Genomic DNA, 16611 nt, shown 5'->3' with positions numbered 1-16611 from the left:
TTCTTTGATCTAGATCACGGATGCCTCTAATTTAAGTGAGCTCGATCTAGTTTCTTGTGATTGACTGGGAAAATGCTTGCATCAAGAAAACGCTATCATTACTCTATTTCCATCGTTCCAAGGATTGGCGCGATATCGAAAGAAATAAGATCTGACCTTTGTTGACCGACAGAAAAATTGGAGAAGCCATTGCTTCTCCTTTTTTTTCGCCTGCAATTTGTAGGGAGGTTGTTACTAGGGTCTGTAGATCTTTGCTGATGGTTTTTGCAGCAATTTATTAGCCATTTAGGCAAGGCAGTGAGTGAGCAGTTAAGTGGGCTTAATAATCACTCGCTAACGCTGAGTAAATGGCTAAGAAATGCTGCCCGAAGGGTTCGGGTAAGCGAACTTTACTCTTTGTTAAGCACTTCTTGCTTAGCCCACTAGGCTTCTAAGTGCTCGCCGCGATTAAAGCCCGCTTATCTCGAACAAAATTTCAACACCAAAGATCAACAGACCCTAAAGTGCTTTTGCCATTTTTACGTATGCAACACCGTGTTTATCAAACACTTCACTCGTCACTAAAAAGCCTAAACGTTGATAAAAACCAATGGCGCTGCAACGTGCGTCAAACCAAAATCTAGTTAATGGCTTACCCGCTTGTTGTTCAACCATGTAATTGAGCATTTCGCTGCCGTATCCTTTCCCTTGGTGCTCTGGCAAACAGGCAAATTTACGCAGCCGAATCTCGTTTCCACTAGTAAATAACGAAGCCACCATGATGAGTTGGCCATTAAGGTAAGCACCATAGTGCTCACCTGTGTCATCTTCAGGTACTCGACAAAACGCTAAATCATGGCTTGGCCATAGTACTTGTTGGCGAATTGCTAGGGTTTGTTCAGCGCTAATTGTGTGAATGTCTATCATGGTTTGAGCTTGCTTAAAGCCTCTACATCGCAAGGTTGCTGATAGTCTACCCCAGCTACTGCAAAGCCATTTAGGCGTAAAAACGCTGTTTTGTAACCGTTAAAGTCGGTGGTTTGTTTGAAGTTATCCGCTGTGACCGTGGGGTAACGTAAGTCTATTTGCTGTTGCACCTGTGGGCTTAGCTCTAGGTCGTCAATGCGAAGCTGATTTAGCGTGTCTAATCGAACTTGACCATCTTGTGGATAGAGGTGTTGGCTAAATAATCGATAAGCTTGCTCAATGCATTCTTCGTGGCTGCCCTGCTCTTTCATTACTTTGTACAGTAAAGCTATATAGGGCGACATTACCGGGATATAGACACTGGCTTTCGTTACCAAGGCTTTACATACACAAGCGTAGGCATGGCCACTTACCTGCGTTTGCAGCTGTTTATCCAGCTCTTGTGCAGTGACATGTAAATGCTGTTTAGCTCGGCCAATGGTGCCATCGCGATAAATTGCCGCGGTGCGTTCTGGCCCTACGTAGGAATATGCAATGGTATTGCAGCCTTGGGCTAGCACATCAGCTTGTTGCAGTGCATCTATCCAGTTTCGCCATTCATCGCCGCCCATGACTTTGGTGGTGGCTTCCACTTCTGCAGCATTGGCCAACTCTACAGTCTGAGGTTCTAGCTGTTCGGTTTCTAGGTTAATGCTTAAGCCATGTAGCGGCGCGTCGGTGGTTTTTAGTACCGAGTGCCATTGTCCTGATTCAGTTTTGCGTTTACCCGTAGCTAAGCTGTAAATCACCAAATCAACTTTGCCGCCAAACTCTTGCTTAATGAACTCAATGACTTGGCTACGCATGGCTGGATCAAAAGCATCACCGATAAAGTTTTTTGCCAGTAAACTCTGTTTCTCGGCGAGTTCTTTGCAGAAAATATTATTGTACCAGCCGGCACTGCCCAAGCCTTTTTCATTAGGGCCGCGCTCGAAGGATACGCCAATGGTATCGGCTCCTCCTGCTAAGGCTAAACTTAAGCGAGAGGCTAAACCAAAGCCAGAAGAGGCTCCCAAAATCAGCACCTTTTTTGCGCCGCTTATGGTCGCTTGTTGTTGAATATAATCCGCTTGTTGTTGCAAATAGGCTTTACAGCCTGGCGGATGACAATTGCGAGCGATATTGCCCGTTAATTGTGGGGAAATAAGCATGGTCAACTCCATGAGAAAAGTTATGCAACAAGTTTAGTGGATGTCTTAGACCAGTAAGTTACACCATATCAAGCTATTGCTCGACTCCTATTGCTGCAAAAGTCAGCTCGAAAGATAAACAGCCCCTAGGGTTGTTGATTAAGCGCAACTAGCTTGGATTTGCGTTTGCGTTGGGCTTTTTGTTGGTACATGGTCATATCTGCTCGGTAAAACAACTGTTCTGCGTCTTGGCAATCATCGGTGCTGGCGCTGCCAAAGCTAATACCACTTTGCGCGGTGCCATTAAGTTGGATGATTTTGTCGGCAATGGCTAGTTTTTCGTCAATCTCACTGCAAGATAAGGTGTCAGAAAAGGCCGCAAACTCATCACCGCCAATGCGGTAAAGTTTAACTTGGTCGCTGAGCACCATGTTGAGGGCTTCAGCCACCAGCTTAATTAGCTTATCGCCTTCTTGGTGGCCGGCATGGTCATTAATGCTTTTCAGATAATCAATGTCGACCAAGGCGAGGCTGGTGTGATGCTCTTCATCAAATTCAATATTGCTTACATACTCGTTAAAGGCATAGCGGTTTTTTAAGCCAGTTAGGGCATCTAAACGAGCAGCATCGCGTTCTTCACTCAACTGCTTAGCGACTAATAAGGACTCTAAGGTGAGTCGCTTAAATTTGTAGTGCAATGCCAGTGACATGAACAAGGTGCTAAAAATACAGCTAAGTAGAATGGATAAGTCGGCCGCCAACAAGGTGGTGGTGTTTTTAGGCACAACGGCCATTGCTAACAGTAACGCGGGTATTAGTAATAGTAGGGTTGATAGTATGAAAAGCTGCGCCTGTTTCGAGCCTTGACGCCAGCATTGTAAAGCACTAGAAAGTGCTAAAACTACCCACAGTAAGATCACGCAGTAGACCAAAATTACCGCCCAATTTACCCAAATAACAGCAATCGGAATACTGAGTAAACACAATGCAATTAGGTAGCGACTTGCTAGCCACAGCTTCGGTGCATATTGCTGCAAACTGAGAAAACGGCAGTAAAACAACACACTAAAGATCGGAATCAACAGCACGGGTAATAGGTGTACCTGAGTAATGCGTAGATGCAATAAGTGCGCAGCAACATGGAAAACCAAGGCCAATGCTAGGGTAATGGCAAATAAGTAGCCGCTGAAGTAGGCAAATACGCGATCTTGCTGCACTAGCCCTACTGCACCGTTATATATTGCTAGGATCAGCAAGCCGCCTAGGCATAAGGTGATTACGCTGGCTCGCCAATGATAGAGTTGGCTCAAGTCTGACTTGTGACCAAAGCTGAGCTGCGGTTGTTCGGTATAATATTGACTAGAAATGCGGGTAATCAGCCAGTATCCACCTAAACTGGGCGTATCAATGTGGCGGGCATAGCTAAATAAGTATTCGTAAGGGTGTAGGTAACCACTGCTAAGATGGCGCATTTGGTTACCTTCTGAATAAAGGTAATAATCAATGTTTTCGATAATTGGGCCGTCTACGCTGGCTATCCATTGATTTGGTTGAGAGATATTTATCTTTTTTACTAGCCAATAGCTGCCGCCACTAAGTTTTACCCGATCAACTTGGCTAAGTTTATTTAGCCAGCTGGGTATATCGCTATAGCGGTGCGGTAAAACTTGTTGGTCTTCTGCTAAGTAGATTTGCTGTGAACTGGCATTCAAATCGGCAGCAATTGCAGGCTTATAACAGGCCAAATATAAAGTTAGAGCTAAGCTAATAAAAAATCTAAAAGCAGACATAAGCGTTTGTATCGTTCATCCTTGTTTCAACAAAGCTGCAAATAGCATAGAGCAAACTATCCGTAATGATAAGCTTTGTTGGCAATAGTTGGATGCTAACATATTTATTGATTTTTTAGTCACTTAAATAAAAAAAGCCCCATGGCGTTTAACCACAGGGCTTGTTTTGTAGCGTTTTTGAGGGTTTAGCTACCCACTCCACACTCCATGCAGGCATCAATCATTTCTGGACCAAGGTGCAACTTGGCATTTAGGTCGCGTAATGCTGTGCGCACGCCTTCTTCGATCACTGGGTGATAAAACGGCATATCCAGCATTTGTGAAACCGTCATTTTAGCTTGATGCGCCCAAGCCAATAAGTGAGCTAAGTGTTCGGCATTTGGACCGATAATTTCTGCTCCCAAAAAGCGCCCCGTGCCTTGTTCACCATATAAGTGAGCAATGCCTTTGTTTACTAACATCACTCGACTGCGGCCTTGATTTTCAAAGCTTACTTCGCCAACTTCAAAGCAACCACAAGAGCCTAAGCGTTTTTCAATATCGCGGTAGCTTTCGCCCACCATAGCAATTTGCGGATCGCTAAATACTGCTGCTATTGGCGTGCGACGTAAACCAGCGCGCACTTCTTTACAACGTCCGGCGTTATCGCCAGCAATTTTGCCTTGGTCGGCGGCCTCGTGCAGCAGAGGGATCTGGTTACTAGCGTCACCGGCAATAAAAATGTGGCTTATCGATGTTTGCAAAGTGTAGTGGTCGGCAACCGGCACACCGCGTTCATCAAGCTGTATATCTAGCTTATCTAATCCCAGTTTATCGGTATTAGGTCTACGCCCAGTGGCAGCAACGAGGTAATCAACTTCAGTTTCAACTGTTGCACCTTGTTTATCGATATAGCGAAGCTTGACCCCATTTTCACTGCGCTCAATTAACTCAACCTTAGCGTCTGAATCTAAATAAAACTCTTCGGCGTAAGTGGTATTGGCATAATCTGTTAAGGCTGGGTCTGTAAGTGGGCCTACTGCGCCACCCACACCAAACATTAGTACTTTTACACCTAAACGATGTAAGGCTTGACCAAGCTCTAGGCCAATTACGCCTGGGCCAAATACCGCAATCGATTCTGGTAAGGTATCCCATTCAAAAATATCGTCATTTACCAACAAGCGGTCACCTAGCTCGGCCCAAGGTGCTGGAAAAGCTGGGCGTGAGCCGCTAGCAATAACAATGCGCTTAGCTTCAACTAGAGTGCTTGAACCATCGCTATGCTTAACGTTAAGTTGGTTCTCAGTAACAAATTCGGCGTAGCCATCTAGCTTGTGCTGAGCATCGATGCCTTCTACAGACTCCAATACAAAACCCACAAAGCGGTCGCGTTCAGATTTTACCCGTTGCATCACGGCGTGGCCGTCAATCTGCGGCTTACCCAAGTTAACCCCAAATTGGGCTGACTTTTCATATTGATGGGCATTTTCAGCAGCTGCAATTAGCAATTTACTTGGCATACAACCTACCCGAGCACAGGTAGTGCCATAGGGGCCTGCTTCAATCATTAATACCGAATCGGTATGCTCTTTTGCGGCGCGGTATGCGGCTAAACCTGCGGTTCCGCCACCAATAATGGCTACATCTACAGATTGCTTAACTTCTGAATTTGACATGATAACTACCTTTGAAACCTGCGAATTGGGTTGTTCAGGCGAGTAGACCGTCTCGCCTGAATTTTAATTGCTTAAGCTAAGTAAGCTTCTAGCTCTTCACTACCGCCAATGTGTTTACCGTCTACAAATACTTGTGGAACAGTGCTGCGGCCGCTAATTGCTTTAAGACTTACGCTGGTGGCGTCGGTGCCTAGTATTACTTCTTCAAAAGCCATGCCTTTGTCATGCAGTAATTGCTTAGCTTTGGCACAGAAAGGACAACCTGGCTTGCTAAATACACTAATTGCAGAAGGCTTTTTAGCGTCGGCATTAATGTAGTTAAGCATGGTGTCGGCATCTGATACTTCAAACGGGTCGCCTGCAACATCTGGCTCAATAAACATTTTTTCGATTACGCCGTTTTTCACTAACATAGAGTAGCGCCAGCTGCGTTTGCCAAAACCTAAGTCGTTTTTGCCCACTAGCATGCCCATGCCTTCGCTGAACTCGCCGTTTCCATCTGGAATTACAGTAATGTTTTCAGCTTCTTGGTCTGCTAACCATGCATTCATTACAAAAGTATCGTTAACGCTTAAACATACAATTTCATCAACGCCGTTCTCTTTTAGAACACCAGCTAGCTCGTTGTAGCGTGGTAAGTGTGTTGATGAACAAGTTGGTGTAAATGCACCAGGTAGGGCAAAAACAACCACGGTTTTATCTTTGAATAACTGCTCTGTTGTAATGTCTACCCAAGCGTCGTTTTGACGAGTATGAAAAGTAACACTTGGTACATTTTGGCCTTCGCGATTCTCTAACATATCTTTCTCCGTAAACTCTAATAAGGTGTGTTCGTTTGATGGGTCTAGTATCAATTTTTCGCAGTGATTTGTAAAAGCAATTGAATCTATCTTTACGATAGGTAATTGCTATTGAAAATTAAGTTCAAAGATTTAGCACAGCAATAATAGGTGTTAAAACGTGAATATAGGGAGTTAGATTAGAGGATAGTCGTGAATTGCTTGTTTATGATCAATTTATATCTGTGAAATAACCAAGATAAAACAAACACATGTAAGTTGTTGTAATAAATAGCTTAGCTATCTAATTCTCCACTTTGAATTCGCTCGCTACGGGCGCGCAGATACTCAATGGTAAATAGCAGCATGGCAGAAATTACGATCAATAAAGTGGCTACTGCCAAAATGGTGGGGTTAATTTGCTCACGTAAACCAGAGAACATCTGTCGCGGAATGGTTCGCTGTTCTGGCCCAGCTAAAAACAGTACAACCACCACTTCATCAAATGAAGTGATGAAAGCAAACAGGGCGCCAGATATTACACCAGGGCGGATGAGCGGCATTATAACTTTAAAAAAGGTAGTGAGAGGGCGTGCGCCAAGGCCTAGTGATGCGTTAACTAAGGAATAATCAAAGCCAGACAAAGCTGCGTTTACGGTGATTAAAACAAAAGGTGTGCCTAAGGCAGCGTGCGCTAAAATTACGCCTAGGTAAGATCCTGCCAAGTTGAGCTGGCTATAGAAAAAGTACATCCCTGCTGCTGTGATAATGAGAGGCACAATCATCGGCGACAATAAAATAGCCATCCAAAGCTTTTGCCAAGGCATCGCTGGGTTGCTTAAACCAATCGCCGCCAAGGTGCCTAATACGGTAGCAATTAAAGTGGCGCATATGCCAATAAAAAAGCTGTTTTTAATTGCTAATAACCACTTATCGTCGTGCCAAATTTCGGCATACCATTTCAAAGAGTAGGCCTCGGGCTCTAGCGCTAACATGCCCTCGGTAAAACTAAAAAAGGGCTCTACGTTGAACGAGAGCGGAATTATCACCATGATTGGCAACATCAAAAATGCCAGCACCAATAACGAGCAAAAGCGCAGGCCGTAGTGGGCTAAGATATGCCAGAAGGTGAAATATTTAGGATAACTTTTCATGCTTAGCCCAACTTAATATTGTTTACGCCAACAAAGCGATCGTAAACCCAGTACAGAGCAATGATTAAGGCTAGCAATAATGAGCCCAGTGCTGCTGCGAGTTCCCAGTTATTGGAAGACTGCATATGGAAGGCAATAATATTAGAAATCATCTGCCCTTCGGTGCCACCCACTATGGCTGGGGTAATGTAGTAGCCAATCGAAATAATAAATACCAATAAAGCACCGGCACTTACCCCCGGGATAGTCATTGGTAGGTAAATTTTGATAAAAGCCGGCACAGGCCTTGCCCCTAGAGACAGCGCTGCGCGAAAATAACTCGGGTCGATATTTTTCATCACGCTATACAAGGGCAAAATCATAAATGGCAGCAAAATATGGGTCATAGCAATGATGGTGGCAAATTGGGTATAGAGCATTTCAAAGGGCTCATCAATCAAGCCTAAGGCTTGCAGGGTTGAGTTGACCACGCCATTGGTTTGCAAAATGGCTATCCAAGAGGTGGTGCGAACCAGCAGTGAGGTCCAAAAAGGCAATAAAACCAACACCATTAAACGATTGGCAGTTTTACTGGGCGCATTGGCCAAGTAGTAGGCCAAAGGATAGGCTAACAAAGCGGTTAAAAAGGTAATGATTAGCGCTATTTTTAAGCTTTTCCAATATAGCTTTAAATAGATTTGAGTATCGCGCTGCTCGATCTCTCCAGCGGGATTACGCTTTAAATCAAAGGTTGTAAGGTAGTAGCTGTCGGTAAAGGCTTGCCCAGAGCGTTTTACCGCACGCCATAAATTGATGTCTTGCCATTTTTTGGAGTAACCAAGCAACAAGGTGTCGCCACTTTGCTGTAATTCTTCGAGAGATTTTTTCTTAAGTTTTCTGGCACTCGATTTTATTAAACTAGAGCTACCAGGTTTAAGCCGATTCACTTCTTCGGCTAGCTTGCCCGATAAGCGCTCTTTAGAGAGCCCTTGCAGCTCAATGGCAAATTGCTTGAGGGCTTGGCTATTAGGAAGCTGATCGCCAGCTTCGTCCCAAGTGCTTAGTTCCTCCAAACTTAAAGGAATTAACTGGCTAACCGTTGGGTGGTAAACACTGCGGTATAGCATGGTGGCAATGGGGGAGATAAAGGTGATGAAGACAAATATCAACAGCGGCATGGTAAATGCCAGCAGCATACGCTTTTTGCGTTTAAGCAAGCGTTTGCTCTCGAGAATTTCTTCAACGCTAAGGCTGTTGTTATCCATCTTCACCTCTAACTAAGTTGCTATTACTTCAGCAGCCACTCGTTAAATTTCTCACCTAAGGATTCACCATAATCAGCCCAAAACTCACCAGATGCTTTAACACCTTTATCCAGGTGTGAAGATGGCAGTTTTGGAATAACCGCTTTATCTACATAAGCGTAAGATGAGTTACGAGTAGGGCCGTAAGCCACCTCAGGCATGCCGCTCAATGGTTTTGAGCTGGTGGCAAAACGGATAAACTCCATGGCTAAGTCTTTTTTCTTGGTGCCTTTTACAATGGCCCAAACGTCCAGGTCATATAAGTGAGCATCCCACACCATCTCAAAAGGTTTTCCTTCGCTTTGAATGGCGTCGAAGATCCGCCCGTTGGCCGATTGAACCATCACGGCACCACCATCATTGAGCAATTGCGGCGCTTGTGACCAGCTGTCGAACCAAACGATGTCGTCGGCAATGGTGGCTAATTTGGCAAAGGCGCGAGCTTGGCCTTCGTCGGTTTCTAATACTTCATAAACCTGCTCTTTTGGTACACCATCGGCAATCAATGCCCATTCTAAATTTACTTGTGGGCGCTTACGTAAAGCACGTTTCCCTGGGTAAGTTTTGGTATCGAAAAAGTCGGCGATAGAGCTAGGTTGGCCGCCTTTAATGGTGTCGTTATTGTAGGCATAAAGCACCGTCCAAACAATGTTACCCACGCCACATTCATTGGCGAGTGCTGCTTCGCTAAAGTCTTCTGCTGCAGGCACGCCGTCATCACCTGGTGGTAGGCTGGCGTGGTCAATCACTTCTAATAGGCCTTCTGAACAGGCGCGTTCGAGATCAATCACCTCTACGTCGATCACGTCCCAAAGAATGTTACCACTCTCTACTTGGGCTTTAATTTCGGCAATACCACCGGAGTAGTTTTCAAATAAAATCTTGTGGCCGGTTTCTTTCATGAAGGGGTCTAGCATATGTTTTTGCTGGGCTGCGCCATACGCACCACCAAAGGATACGGCGGTGAGTTGGTCGGCATTGGCAATGCTACAGACCGAGGCGAGAGCAAGAACTGGAAGTAAACGTTTCATAGGTACCATCCTTTACCATTAAGAGCTTGGGGGTGGATTAAAAGCTAACCCGTCATTAACGGACCACGTTAGTTTAGTGATTGTGCCAGCGGCAATTTGTGGTGCGTCGTGATCGTTGAGCACTTTTACCATGAGCTCGGTTTTGTCACGAAGCTTAAAGAAGTAGCGAATAAAGTCGCCCACATAGAGGCGCGTAATAAACTCTGCTTCAATTCGGTTATCAAAGCGATGTTTGTCGCTTTCAATAAATAGGTTTTCTGGGCGTACAGCCAGCACACAAGCATTGCCAGACTCTGGACAATCCATGGCTTGGCCACTCACTACGCTGCCATCACTTAGCTCTACTTTGGCTAAGCCTTGAGCACGATTGAGTACCTTGCCTTTGAGGTGATTGTTTTCACCGATAAAGTCGGCGACAAAGGCGTTTTCGGGGCGCTCATAAAGCACGTCTGGTGCGGCGCATTGTTGCACAACCCCATCGTTAAATACGGCGATGCGATCTGACATGGTAAGCGCTTCGGTTTGGTCGTGGGTGACATAAATAGCAGTAAAGCCGATGGCTTCGTGCAGCCGTTTAATTTCCAGCTGCATTTGCTCGCGAAGGTTTTTATCTAATGCACCTAGCGGTTCATCCATTAATACAATCGAAGGCTCAAAGATAAGTGAGCGCGCTAGGGCAACCCGTTGTTTTTGGCCGCCAGATAAATGCCCCGGGTAGCGTTTGCCAAAGCTTTCTAGTTCTACCAAGGCTAAAGAGTCGGCCACTCTGCGGTTAATTTCTTCTTTGGGAAGTTTACGTACCGCTAAGGGATAAGCGAGATTTTCGGCTACCGTCATGTGGGGAAATAATGCGTAGTGTTGGAACACCATGCCAATATTGCGATTGTAAGGTGCAACGTTGGTAATCGCTTGGCCATTTACTAGAATTTGACCACTGGTGACATCTTCAAAGCCGGCGAGCATCATTAAACAAGTGGTTTTGCCAGAGCCTGAAGGACCTAGCAAGGTAACAAACTCACCCTTGCGAATATCAAGATTAAAGTTTTTTACCACTAAGCTGCGTTGATCGTAGCTTTTTTTAACGTCAACAAAGCGCACATATTGTTGGTCACTGACCGGCTCGCCCATAAACAGTTCCTTTTGCTAAGAGCTTGTTGCTAAAAGTAGACCAAGTAATCAAGAATCGAACGTAACATTATCTTAACAAACAAGTTTGCAGAGAAAAGTGCAAAGTTTGAACAGCTTAGTGGAAACATCAGCATAATATGCTGAATAGTTAAGTAAGCAGGGTTTAACTGTTGGCTGCTTTGTTTGTTAGCCTAAGTATTCACTAGGCTGCTGCATTAGTTGCGATACGATAAAGTCTACCGCTACCTTTACCTTAGGAATTTGATACTTAAGCCCTTGGTACAAAAGGTAAATGCCGGTAGCTTCAGCAGGCGATACTCGAATATCTTGGCCTACTGAAAAACGCACTAAACTGCCTTCGGCAAGTTGTTGGCTAATTCCCCACTCTGGCAGTAAAGCAATGCCATCACCACTTTTTGCTGCGTTGACTAAGCTTGTACCATGATTGCTAATTAAGCGAATAGGTGGATGTAATTCTTGCCATTTTTGTTGTTCTTTATAAAGCCAAGGTAGTACTTTTTCTGGGCTTCGATAGCGTAAACTGGGGTGTTGATTAAGCTCGAGAGGGCTCCGTGGTTGGCCATTGCGCGCTAAATATTCTGGCGAAGCACACAAAACAAAATGATTATTCGAGAGCTTTTTGGCAACAATGCGTTCGTCGGGTGCTGTGCCGCCACGAATAGCGATATCTATTTGGTCGCGGCGCAAGTTACTTAACTGATCACTAAAGTGCAGATCTAACACGATGTCTGGGTAACGCTGCGAAAACTCACTCAAAATAGGCGTTAAACATAGCTCCCCGTAGCTTGGCATCGCACTAATTGACAGTAAACCACTGGGGTGATGTTGCTGTTGTTTTAGCAGGTCTTCTGCATCACTTAAGCTGTGTAAGGCCGGTAATATCTGCTGATAGTATAAATCGCCCAACTCGGTAAGTTTTACCTGACGAGTGCTGCGGTGCAGCAATTGTTGTTTGAGTAAGGCTTCTAAATCGGCAATCCGTCGTGATACCGAAGAGGGCGGCACATCAAAGGCATTGGCAGTATTGGTGAAGCTGCCAGATTCAGCAAGGTGAGCAAAATATTGCAGGGCGCGTAACTTATCCATCAGGGTCACTTTTGTCTAAAAGGCAATAAAGTTTAGCTTAAAGGGCTATTTATTCCTATTTGTAAAGCTATTTACAATGAAAGCGTAAATAATGATGAATACTATTCACTTAAGGAAGCCTGCATGTCGAGCTATCAGTCAATTCATTTGGTCAAGCGCCCTGTTACTAACATTGAAGCCAGTTGCTTTGAAAGCCGCAGCCACGCTGTAGAGGCTTTGCAAGATGGCGAGTTTAGGGTTAAACAAACACATATGTCCTTAGACCCAGCAATGCGTGGCTGGATGAGCGCTGATACCGAGAGTTACATTCCTCCGGTCGCTTTAGGTGATGTAATGCGCGCTAGCGGTATTGCTGAGGTGATTGAATCTCGCAATGCGCAGTTTCCGGTAGGTGCTACGGTAATGGGCATGTTTGGCTGGACCGAACAAGCTGTCAGTAATGGTGCTGGGATAAACATTATTCCAGCTGGCTTACCTGCGGAAGCGGTGTTAGCAGTATTAGCCTTACCAGGCATGACCGCCGCTCAAGGTTTGTTAGAGATTGCTAAACCAAAAACAGGGGAAACTTTATTGGTAAGCGGAGCCGCTGGCTCGGTAGGCTCTTTGGTTGGGCAAATTGCCAAGGCTGAAGGTTTGCATGTAGTGGGTGTGGCTGGTAGCGATGAAAAATGTCGCTGGCTAGTAGAAGAATTAGGCTTTGACGGCGCTGTTAATTATCAAACCGATAACATTGCCGAAAAGGTCGCTGAGCTAACACCCAATGGTATTGATATTTACTTCGAAAATACCGGCGGTGAGATCCAGCAAGTGGCTATTGATAACATGAATGCTTTTGGCCGTATCGTAGTGTGTGGAATGATTGCCGATTACAACACCGAGCAGCCTTCGGCTGGCCCTAACTGGATCCCCATTGTTAAAAAGCGTTTGTCGATTCAAGGCTTTACCATGCCTGACCACTTTGATAAGGCTCCTCAATTAATGCAGCAAGTAAGCAGCTACTTGCAAGCGGGCAAGCTAAAGTATCGCGTTCATGTTTTAGAAGGCTTAGATTCAGCCATCGAAGGCATCAATTTGCTGTTTAGCGGCGAAAACCAAGGAAAGTTACTAGTTAGATTGTAAGCGTTTGGCCAAGCCGATTGTCGGCTTGGTCTTTTTTTACTGCTCTAGTTTACTCGTGCAGAATCATCGTTAATGCTGACATAGTTGTTTACTTGAGCCACTCTCTCCAACCAAGCCAAAACGGCTGGGAATTTTTGTAAATCAAATCCGCCTTCTTCAGCTACGTGTGTATAGGCATACAAGGCAATATCAGCAATAGTAAGAGTGTTCGCCACAAAATAATCATGTTGGCTAAGGTGTTGCTCCATCACCGCTAATGCAGCGTAGCCTTGCTGTTGTTTATCGGCTAACTGAGCCTGACGCTCTGGTGTTACGCCAGCGTGGGTAAGCCAAAACCGTGGGCTGGCAATGTTTGGCTCATGGCTATATTGCTCGAAACTCATCCATTTTATAACTTGAGCTTGCTGCCAAACATCTTGTGGCCAAAACGGTGTTCCTTGGGCTAGATAAAACAATACAGCATTAGACTCTGCCAAGCAGCGTCCATCGTCAAATTCAAGCACAGGTATTTTGCCGTTAGGGTTTAATGCTAAAAACTCAGCGGTGCGTGATTCACCCTTCACGATGTCATAGCTTTTAAGTTGGTAGGTTTGACCCAGTAGGCTAAGCAATAAGCGAATTTTGTAGCCGTTTCCAGAGGGTAAGTAGTCGTGCAAAATCATAGCGAATCCTTGTGCTTAAGTGATATGGCTAGTGTGACAAGTTGCTTGTAGTTTGAATAACGATTATTTTTGATGGCAACTATTAAAGATGGTGATGGGTTGAAATGGACATTGATGCTTTACGCAGCTTAGTGGCTTTTGTAGAAAGTGGTAGTTTTACCCGAGCGGCTAGCCAAACCTTTCGCACCCAGTCTGCAATTAGTGCACAAATGAAAAAATTGCAGCAAGAAAGCGTTAGCCCTTTGTTTGAAAAAGAAGGCCGTAGTTTAGTGCTAACCCCTGCTGGTCAAGCCTTAGCGAGCTATGCACGGCGCATTATTAGCTTGCATGACCAAGCTGTCACAGAGTTGAAGCACAGCCACGATAGAGTGGACTTACGCATTGGCTGCCCAGACGATTATAGTGTGTCGGTGTTACCTTTATTGTGCGAATTATTGCAGCAAACTATTCCCAATTTGTGTTTACGCTTGTCTGCTGCGCCCAGTGTGAAATTAAGAGAAAGCCTGGATCAAGGCGAACTTGATTTGGCCATTCTTACTCGCAGCCCAGATAGTGATGAAGGTTATTTATTGCGCCATGACCAAGGCGTTTGGGTAAGCCATAAAGAGCGCGATTTGAGTCAATTACGGCCTATGCCATTAGCCTTATATGAAACTGATTGTAAGTTTCACGCCAGCGCGATTGATGGGTTAGACAAGGCAGACATACCTTATCGTTTGCTAGCAACCAGTGCCAATCATAGTGGCCTGTATGGATTGGTCTCGCAAGGATTAGCCGTAGCCGCTCTGGCGCGATCTAGCAAGGGCGAATTGCAAGAACTGTGCGCTAAAACAATGCCTCCCTTGCCAGCAATTGATATTGTAGTTGTTGCTGCCACCCAGCCACACGCGGCGTGTAGTAGTGAAACAGTTAAACAAATTTGTCAGCGGTTTCGCCAGCAAGATGCCTATTTATTAGACACGCCAGCTGAAGCGGTATAACGTTGAAAGTTATTTAAATAGAGTAAGGATGCTTCATGAGTAGCGCCACTAGTCAAACCCAAGGTTTATTGCACTTTAGGCTGTCCCTAAATCAGCTATTTGCAATTGGCACCTTAAAGGTGCGTGAAATTGTGCCTTATACACGACTTACTGCCCTACCGCATTCTCACCAATATGTACTGGGTTCCGCCTCGCTGCGTGGCCAAACAATTTCGGTGATCGACATGGCTGCCGCCGTGGGCTACCGACCTATTGCCGAAGAAGAGCTTGAATCTTGCTCGATCATTATTACCGATGTTAGCCGCCAAACTGTCGGCTTCTTAGTGCGTGGCATAGAAAAAATAACTGAATGTCGCTGGCGCGATATCGATCCACCACCGGGCTCTTTAGGCAAAGACGCTTATGTAACCGGAGTAACTCGGGTTGATGACAAACTGGTGCAATTGCTGGATATTGAAAAGCTAATTGCCACGGTTTTCCCCGATGATGAAGACCGAATACGTGTTTCGGTAAGCTTGCCAGACCAAGCGATTCTTGCGCAGCTTAAAATTTTGCTGGTGGACGATTCGGCCACCGCCCGTAAGCAATTAGCCAGTGCCCTAGATAGCATAGAAATTGACTATCAAATGGCCAGCGATGGCGCTACTGCATTTAAGATGATGCAACAAGCCGCGGCTCAAGGTAAGCCAATTGATGTGCTGGTGAGTGACATTGAAATGCCGGGCCTAGATGGTTACGAACTCACTTTTGAGGTTCGCAGTGACCCTGGTGTTGCTAATGCCTACATTATTTTACATACCTCGTTATCTAGCGAAATTAGTGTTGATAGGGCTAGCCAAGTGGGGGCTGATGAAGCCTTAACCAAGTTTGATGCGGGTGAATTGATCGACGCTATGTTACGTGGTGCCGAGCGGGTATCTGATGACATTACTAAGGTTGGTTTGGCAAAAAAGACCGGAATCCTTGAGGGGATGTTTTAGTAAAAACTAACATTTTCTGCACCCTTTGGTGCGGCTTTACTATGCTTAAAGGGTGAACCACTTTTAGGGTTTAGCCTAATGAATGGCCTTCGTTGCTTTTTGTTACTCTGCCTTCATTGCTCTGCTTTGGCTGACAGCAATAGTATTAAAATAGCCACCGATGAGTGGCTAAATTATTCCAACAAAGACCAAAGCGGTTATTACTTTGGTTTGTTGCAACGGGTTTTCCCCAATCACACCTATAACGTTCAGTTTATGCCCTATTTGCGCAGTATTGCCATGCTGGATCAGCAGCAGGTAGATATTGTGTTTGGCGGGGCAGCGGACGATTTTACTCGTGCTAACTGTTCAACTTTCCCAATAGAAATTGATCGTAGCGACATGTTAATTAGCCCCGAATTGGCTAGGCACTATCAGTCTCCGCAAGATCTCATTGGCAAGCAAGTGGTCTCGCAGCTTGGTTACGATTGGCAAGACCTTTTGCCGGAAGGAGTGAATTACCGAGAGTACGCAAGCTTAGAGCAAATGATAAAGCTGTTGCACCATAAGCGCGTGGATGCAGTATTAAATTACCAAGAAGACATTAATCATCTGCTAGAGCAAAAGCCAGAATTGGCTGGTGACTATGTGCTGGTGAAAAATGTATTGCATTACAGCTCTACTTTTTGCTTTTCCGCCAATCCACGAGGGCGTTATCTACAAACACGTTTTGATAAAACTATACCTATGCTGGTGAGCAGTGGCGAGTTAAAACAGTTAATGCAGCTAGAGCTTGGCAGTGACGATAATTATCCCTATTAATGCCATAGCTTCTGTGGACTTGGACAGTTACCCGCTTTGCTTTACACTGCTCAGCCATAATAAG

At 45.1% G+C, this 16611-nt stretch carries 15 protein-coding genes; 4 read left to right on the top strand and 11 right to left on the bottom strand.

Annotated features, from left to right (window positions below):
* Positions 1–498 precede the first annotated feature (498 nt).
* The 10 genes from ACYFDN_RS14340 to ACYFDN_RS14295 all read right to left on the bottom strand — a co-directional run bounded on the left by ACYFDN_RS14340 (position 499) and on the right by ACYFDN_RS14295 (position 12005).
* The gene (locus tag ACYFDN_RS14340) at positions 499–906 is read right to left on the bottom strand and encodes a GNAT family N-acetyltransferase (RefSeq protein ID WP_483511670.1); all 408 of its coding nucleotides are present in this window, start codon (positions 904–906) and stop codon (positions 499–501) included.
* Positions 903–2096, bottom strand: coding sequence for an enoyl-ACP reductase FabV (gene fabV / locus ACYFDN_RS14335; RefSeq protein ID WP_483511668.1), 1194 nt, complete (start codon positions 2094–2096; stop codon positions 903–905). The genes ACYFDN_RS14340 and fabV overlap by 4 nt, the downstream gene beginning before the upstream one ends.
* A gap of 125 nt (positions 2097–2221) precedes the next feature.
* Positions 2222–3865: a diguanylate cyclase domain-containing protein gene (locus ACYFDN_RS14330; RefSeq protein ID WP_483511667.1), complete on the bottom strand. Its 1644-nt coding sequence runs from the start codon at positions 3863–3865 to the stop codon at positions 2222–2224.
* A gap of 185 nt (positions 3866–4050) precedes the next feature.
* Entirely contained in the window at positions 4051–5523 is a 1473-nt protein-coding gene (locus tag ACYFDN_RS14325; protein WP_338622619.1) for a dihydrolipoyl dehydrogenase, read from the bottom strand.
* Positions 5524–5594: 71 nt separating this feature from the next.
* Entirely contained in the window at positions 5595–6323 is a 729-nt protein-coding gene (locus tag ACYFDN_RS14320) for a glutathione peroxidase (protein WP_152785351.1), read from the bottom strand.
* A gap of 275 nt (positions 6324–6598) precedes the next feature.
* Complete coding sequence (locus ACYFDN_RS14315; RefSeq protein ID WP_152785353.1) at positions 6599–7456, bottom strand: ABC transporter permease; 858 nt, start codon at positions 7454–7456, stop codon at positions 6599–6601.
* 2 nt (positions 7457–7458) lie between these two features.
* A complete protein-coding gene (locus ACYFDN_RS14310) occupies positions 7459–8700 on the bottom strand; it encodes an ABC transporter permease (protein WP_483511666.1) in 1242 nt (413 codons plus the stop codon).
* A 23-nt stretch (positions 8701–8723) separates the two neighbouring features.
* Complete coding sequence (locus tag ACYFDN_RS14305; RefSeq protein ID WP_016400114.1) at positions 8724–9770, bottom strand: ABC transporter substrate-binding protein; 1047 nt, start codon at positions 9768–9770, stop codon at positions 8724–8726.
* An 18-nt stretch (positions 9771–9788) separates the two neighbouring features.
* Positions 9789–10898 (bottom strand): ABC transporter ATP-binding protein, encoded by a 1110-nt coding sequence (locus tag ACYFDN_RS14300; protein WP_338622614.1) that lies wholly within the window; start codon positions 10896–10898, stop codon positions 9789–9791.
* Between the two features lie 186 nt (positions 10899–11084).
* Entirely contained in the window at positions 11085–12005 is a 921-nt protein-coding gene (locus ACYFDN_RS14295; protein WP_483511663.1) for a LysR family transcriptional regulator, read from the bottom strand.
* 123 nt (positions 12006–12128) lie between these two features.
* Here ACYFDN_RS14295 and ACYFDN_RS14290 point away from each other — a divergent pair, with 123 nt between their 5' ends.
* Entirely contained in the window at positions 12129–13124 is a 996-nt protein-coding gene (locus ACYFDN_RS14290) for an NADP-dependent oxidoreductase (protein WP_483511662.1), read from the top strand.
* A 44-nt stretch (positions 13125–13168) separates the two neighbouring features.
* Here ACYFDN_RS14290 and ACYFDN_RS14285 read toward each other — a convergent pair whose 3' ends face one another.
* Positions 13169–13786: a glutathione S-transferase family protein gene (locus ACYFDN_RS14285; protein WP_483511660.1), complete on the bottom strand. Its 618-nt coding sequence runs from the start codon at positions 13784–13786 to the stop codon at positions 13169–13171.
* A 104-nt stretch (positions 13787–13890) separates the two neighbouring features.
* On the opposite strand from ACYFDN_RS14285, the gene ACYFDN_RS14280 reads away from it, so the two are divergent.
* The 3 genes from ACYFDN_RS14280 to ACYFDN_RS14270 all read left to right on the top strand — a co-directional run bounded on the left by ACYFDN_RS14280 (position 13891) and on the right by ACYFDN_RS14270 (position 16547).
* Positions 13891–14766 carry a LysR substrate-binding domain-containing protein gene (locus tag ACYFDN_RS14280; protein WP_483511659.1) on the top strand — a complete coding sequence of 292 codons (876 nt, stop codon included), beginning with the start codon at positions 13891–13893 and terminating at the stop codon, positions 14764–14766.
* A gap of 35 nt (positions 14767–14801) precedes the next feature.
* Positions 14802–15746: a chemotaxis protein gene (locus ACYFDN_RS14275; RefSeq protein WP_483511658.1), complete on the top strand. Its 945-nt coding sequence runs from the start codon at positions 14802–14804 to the stop codon at positions 15744–15746.
* A gap of 78 nt (positions 15747–15824) precedes the next feature.
* A complete protein-coding gene (locus tag ACYFDN_RS14270) occupies positions 15825–16547 on the top strand; it encodes a substrate-binding periplasmic protein (RefSeq protein ID WP_483511657.1) in 723 nt (240 codons plus the stop codon).
* Positions 16548–16611: the final 64 nt, after the last annotated feature.

This window comes from Agarivorans sp. D1326 (assembly GCF_056958115.1).
The sequence above is the reverse complement of the archived record's forward strand: the minus strand, read 5'-3'. Positions and strand labels throughout refer to the sequence as shown.